The sequence below is a fragment of the Mycobacterium sp. genome, from assembly GCF_049280035.1.
Classification (GTDB): Bacteria; Actinomycetota; Actinomycetes; order Mycobacteriales; family Mycobacteriaceae; genus Mycobacterium.
This window is the reverse complement of the sequence record NZ_JBAPPI010000331.1, coordinates 1-4679: the sequence shown is the minus strand read 5'-3', so window position 1 is coordinate 4679 and position 4679 is coordinate 1. Positions and strand designations below refer to the sequence as shown.

Here is a 4679-nt window from a genome sequence, read left to right as displayed (position 1 = left end):
GCGCGACTGAGCTGGGAGCGTGCCACAAGGATCGCCGACGCAGTACCCGCCGATGACTCGAACCGAACAGCGATGCGCATCGCCCCGCGCACCATGTTGTGCGCGAACGCCTGGCGAGTCCATGAGCATGTAGCCGGCGCCCAGTTCGATGAATTGCGGAAGTTGTGCACCGCCGCCGGGGACAAGGCGTCCCTGGCCATCGGGATGGCGGGGCTGGTGATGGATCACGTGTTTCAGGCTCGGACGCGCGAGGCGTCGCAGCTGGCATCCGAGGCCGTGGCCCTCCTCGACTCGGTCGGCGATGCGACCTTGGCGGTGGGGCTGTCCTTCGCGCCGATCTACGCCAAGGGTGAAAGCGCCGAGATGTGTGAGGTGCTGCGCTGGTCACAGAGGGTCATCGACCTGGCCGACGGTGACCCGTCTAAAGGCAACTTCATCATGGGGTCTCCGTTAGCGGTCGCCCTTATGCAGCGGGCCATTGCCCGTTGGTGTCTGGGTCTTCCCGGATGGCGCGACGACCAGCGGCACGGCCTGGCCATGGCCCGCAGCGCCGATCCCCTGACCTACGCCGGGGTTGTCGGCTACGTCTACTTCCTAGGGATATCCTGTGGCGTTCTGAGTCCTGACGATCGCGCGGTGCGCGAGATCGAGGATGCGTTACGGATCGCGGAACGATCCAGTGATGACGTCGCGTTGGCCTGGTCCCGGTTGGCGCTGGGCGTTGCGCTGGTGCACCGCCACACGGATGCGGAGCGTGACCGCGGACAGACGCTCCTGGCCGAGGTCGGCGACGTTTTCCTGCGCCGCGGATACCTGCTGTGCGATTTGCCACTCGTCGAGGTGTACGTGGCGCGTGAGCGGGCTCGGCGTGGAGATCGCGATGAGGCGATACCGCTCATGCGCGCCACGGTCGACCATCTGTTCCGCGAGGGACGGCTGCTGGTGTGGGGCATTCCAGCGACCGGTGTTCTGGTGGAGACACTGCTCGATCGCGGGGCCGACGGTGACCTGGCCGAAGCCGAGGCCGCGATCGAGCGGTTAGCGACCGCGCCAGCCGATGAGGGTCTGGTGATGCGCGAGGTGTGGCTGCTGCGGCTGCGGGCTCTGCTGGCGCGGGCTCACCGCGATGCCGCGCCTTACGCGGACTTTAGGGATCGCTACCGCGCGATGGTGAGAACGCTTGGCTTCGAGGGGCATATCGCGTGGGCCGAGGCGATGCCATGACGGGGGCCGTTCAGTACTCCTGCCGATCGTTTACCAAGTCCACGCAGTCTCAGAACTAAAGAGTTGAGACGGTAGCTAGCATTCGCGAGCTTGGCGAGCGCCGCGTCGTGCTGCGGTCGCTGCGCGAGGGCATCGACACATCCAACGCGACCGGCAGAATGGTGGCCGGCGTGCCGGTGGCTTCGTTCGGGACGAAGAGGCCGTGGGTTCGAATCCCGCCACCAGACACCGCCACCCCGACATAGATTTGACGAGATCAGAGGCTATACGGGCCGTTTCGGTTAGAGGGTCTGCTGGCTTCCAGTCCGCAGTTGGTCCGCAATAGCGTTTAGGGCAGCCTGTCGATCCTGGTCGAGAGCAGCTGAGACGAGCTCAACATCGTCAGGGAAGAGATCCGCGTAGGTATCCAGCATGAGCGCAGCGGAATGGTGTCCCAGCATGGTCTGGACAGCCTTCGGTTTCCGCCTCCACTGATGGCGAGCGAAGCGGCGGTATGGCGTAGGTCGTGTGGCGTTACCCTCGGGAACTCCGAGCCGGAGGCCATCAGCCGTTCAACGGCAGGACCGAACTAATGACCCCTCCACCCCGCTCCCGCTAACGCGCGTGAGCCCTGTCTTAACTATGGCTACCGTCGACCGCCATCCCGTACGAAAAGTTCGCGCCGGTGATGAAGTTCAGGTTGACGCCCGAACCGTCGATGTTCGCGCGCGCGACCAAGGGACCGGCGGCCGCCCAGTAGATGTGCTCGCCGTGGATCGACACTCCGTGAGGGGCTCCCACATCGGTGATGAAGTTCTGATTGACGTCCGAGCCGTCGAGGTTTGCCCGCCCAATCGTGTTATTCGGGCCGGTCAGCTCTAGGTCGCCCCAGTAGATGTGCTTGCCGTGGACCGCCACCCCACTCGGGCTGACCACCGCGGTGATGAAGTTCGTATCGACGCCCGAGCCGTCGAGGTTTGCCCGCCCAATCGTGCCATTCGAGGTGGTGTCGGCTTGTTCGCCCCAATAGATGTGCTTGCCGTCGACCGCCACCCCGAATGGGATGCTCAATCCGGTGATGAAGTTCTGATTGACGCCCGAGCCGTCGAGGTTTGCCCGCCCAATCGTGCTATCCGATACCGGCGGGCCGGAAATTGGGATGTTTGTCCAGTAGATGTATTTGCCGTCGACCGCCAACCCTTGGGGGCGGAAGTTCGCGCCGGTGATGAAGTTCTGATTGACGCCCGAGCCGTCGAGGTTCGCTCGCCCAATCGTCGTGAGGTTGGCCCAGTAGATGTGTTTACCGTGGACCGCCACATCGGTTGGGGTGGCCGCGCCCGTGATGAAGTTCTGTTTGACGCCCGAGCCGTCGAGGTTTGCCCGCCCAATCGTGCCGCTGTCATAATTTGTCCAATAGACGTGAGCGCCCATCACGTCACCTTACGTCGATGTGAATTCGGCACCGCCAGCGGTGAATCGGCGAGCACGATTGCGACCGCCCTCGGCGTGAGCCGGGCGACGGTGTACCGCGTCTTCGCCGAACAGACTGCTGAAGGCGACTGAGAACATGCCGCGCCGCTCTCGCGTTGGACACGCGACTCGCGCCATTCAGCTGGGGCGTACGAGTTCTGTTCGGGCCTGGTCGATTTGGTCGTAGGCGTACGTCGCCATCGCGGCGGTGGTCATCGTCTCACCCTTGCGGGCGAGCGATTCGTAGGTCTGGTCACCGAGGACCTCGCGGAGGCGGCTGATGGCGGTGCTAATTTCGGGGACCGCCGACGCAGAGAAAGGACTGAGCGCGAAGCCGCCGATGGTGGCCGCCGGTTCGTGGCGTCCGAGCCGGTCGAAAAGAGCGGCGAGGACGGCCAGCGGGACGCGGAGCGTCGTGGTGTCGCCCGCATTGTGGAATCCGCGGATTGCCAGGGTGAGGTGATCGAACGCGGCCAGCGTGTCGCCGTGTTCGGCCTCAAGTCGTGCCAGACCGTTCGCCAGGACTGACGCGATGGTGCGGTTGCCGCTGTCTTGAGCGATCACCAGACCCCGGCCGAGGGCATCAAGCGCCGCGACGGGATCCGCGTCACGGAAAGCCAAACCGTAGGCCCCGAGCGCCCACGCGAGAAACAAAGGGTTGCCTGTTGTCTCCCCAGCCTCGATGAGGCCATCCGCGCAATCCATCGCCTCCCCACCCGAACCGGCCGAATGTAGGGCGGCAACCAGCCATGCCCGGATGTGGACGTGGGTGTCGCGGCGGCGTGCTAGCTGGGCGCGGCACACCTCGGCCATCCGCTCGGGCTGCCCGATGACTAGGTATACAGATCCAAGCGCGGCTTCGATGCCGTACGGCGGCGCCTCGTGGCTGTTGCCGAGAACGATCTGCCCGGCGTCGCTGTAGCGGACCGCGTCCTCGATCCGTCCGGTCGCGTAGCACAGCGACGCAGTCACGTACAGGAACGCCAGCCGCGGGTGGTCGGCGACGCGGGCGGCCTCGATCAGTTCTTCGGCCCAGGCGATCGGCTCAAGGGTTTGGACCATAACGCCGAGGAATCCCGCATAGCTGGCTATGGTGGCGGCGACATCGAGATCGCCGCGGTCGGCGGCCCACCGAAACGCGGTGCGCAGGTTGGCCAGCTCGACGGTGAACCAGTTGTAGGCCTGTCGTTGGCGGGGGCTGTCCCATAGGGCCATGATGTCGGCTTCGCGTGCGGCGAAGTACCGCGAGTGGGCGGCCCGAATCTCGAATGCTTCACCGCCGGCGACGAGTTGGTCCTCGGCGAACTGGCGGATCGTCTCCAGCATCGAAAACCGGGTCCGCCCCGCCGACCGGTCGGCGACCAGCAGCGACTTGCGCACCAGGGCGTCGAGTAGATCCAGGGTGGCAAAGTCATCCTCGGAACCCGTTACGGCGCAGGCGGTTTGCAGGTCGAATCCGCCGGTGAAGACCGAACAGCGGTCCAGCAGCGCCTTTTCCGGCTCGTCGAGCAAGTCGTAGGACCACGCCACCGCGTGGCGCAGGGTGTGGTGGCGTTCCAGGCCGCGCCTCGACCCGACTAGCAGCCGGAACCGCTGATCCAGACGATCACGCACCTCGCTCGCGGTCATCGACGCCATCCGCGAGGCCGCCAACTCGAGGGCCAACGGGATGCCGTCCAGGCGGCGGCAGATTTCCACCACAGCGTCCGCATCGCCGGGCTGGGCCAGCGAGAAGTCCGACACGACACTTTGGGCACGGTCGACGAAAAGGTTCACGGCGGCGGATTCGGCTCCCGAATTGACATCAAGCGACGGGACACGCCATAACTGTTCTTCGCTGACCCCCAATCCTTCGCGGCTGGTCGCCAGAATCGTTACCGTCGCCGAGGCGGCCAGGATCGCCTCGACCAGATCCGCGACACTGTCGACAACGTGCTCGCAGTTGTCGAACACCAGCAGCCGCGACCGGCCCTCCAATGCGAAGGCCACCGACTCGGTCACTGTCT

At 65.2% G+C, this 4679-nt stretch carries 2 protein-coding genes, 1 tRNA gene and 3 pseudogenes; 4 read left to right on the top strand and 2 right to left on the bottom strand.

Features of this window, described 5'->3' with window-relative positions; all coding sequences use genetic code 11:
• From WAN71_RS11155 to WAN71_RS11145, 3 genes and pseudogenes are all read left to right on the top strand, one after another.
• Positions 1-1224 (top strand): annotated as a pseudogene (locus WAN71_RS11155) (cyclase); the annotation flags it as partial.
• Between the two features lie 65 nt (positions 1225-1289).
• Positions 1290-1397, top strand: a pseudogene (locus WAN71_RS11150) (recombinase family protein); the annotation flags it as partial.
• Positions 1382-1448 (top strand) — tRNA-OTHER (locus tag WAN71_RS11145). The pseudogene WAN71_RS11150 and the gene WAN71_RS11145, both read left to right, overlap by 16 nt.
• A 391-nt stretch (positions 1449-1839) precedes the next feature.
• Here the strand turns inward: WAN71_RS11145 and WAN71_RS11140 are convergent.
• Positions 1840-2634 (bottom strand): hypothetical protein, encoded by a 795-nt coding sequence (locus tag WAN71_RS11140; protein ID WP_422225382.1) that lies wholly within the window; start codon positions 2632-2634, stop codon positions 1840-1842.
• A 33-nt stretch (positions 2635-2667) separates the two neighbouring features.
• Between WAN71_RS11140 and WAN71_RS11135 the strand changes: the two are divergent.
• Positions 2668-2766, top strand: a pseudogene (locus WAN71_RS11135) (helix-turn-helix domain-containing protein); the annotation flags it as partial.
• A gap of 45 nt (positions 2767-2811) precedes the next feature.
• On the opposite strand, the gene WAN71_RS11130 reads toward WAN71_RS11135, so the two are convergent.
• Positions 2812-4679, bottom strand: a 1868-nt coding sequence (locus WAN71_RS11130; RefSeq protein ID WP_422225381.1) for an ATP-binding protein, incomplete at its 5' end; no start/stop codon positions are given.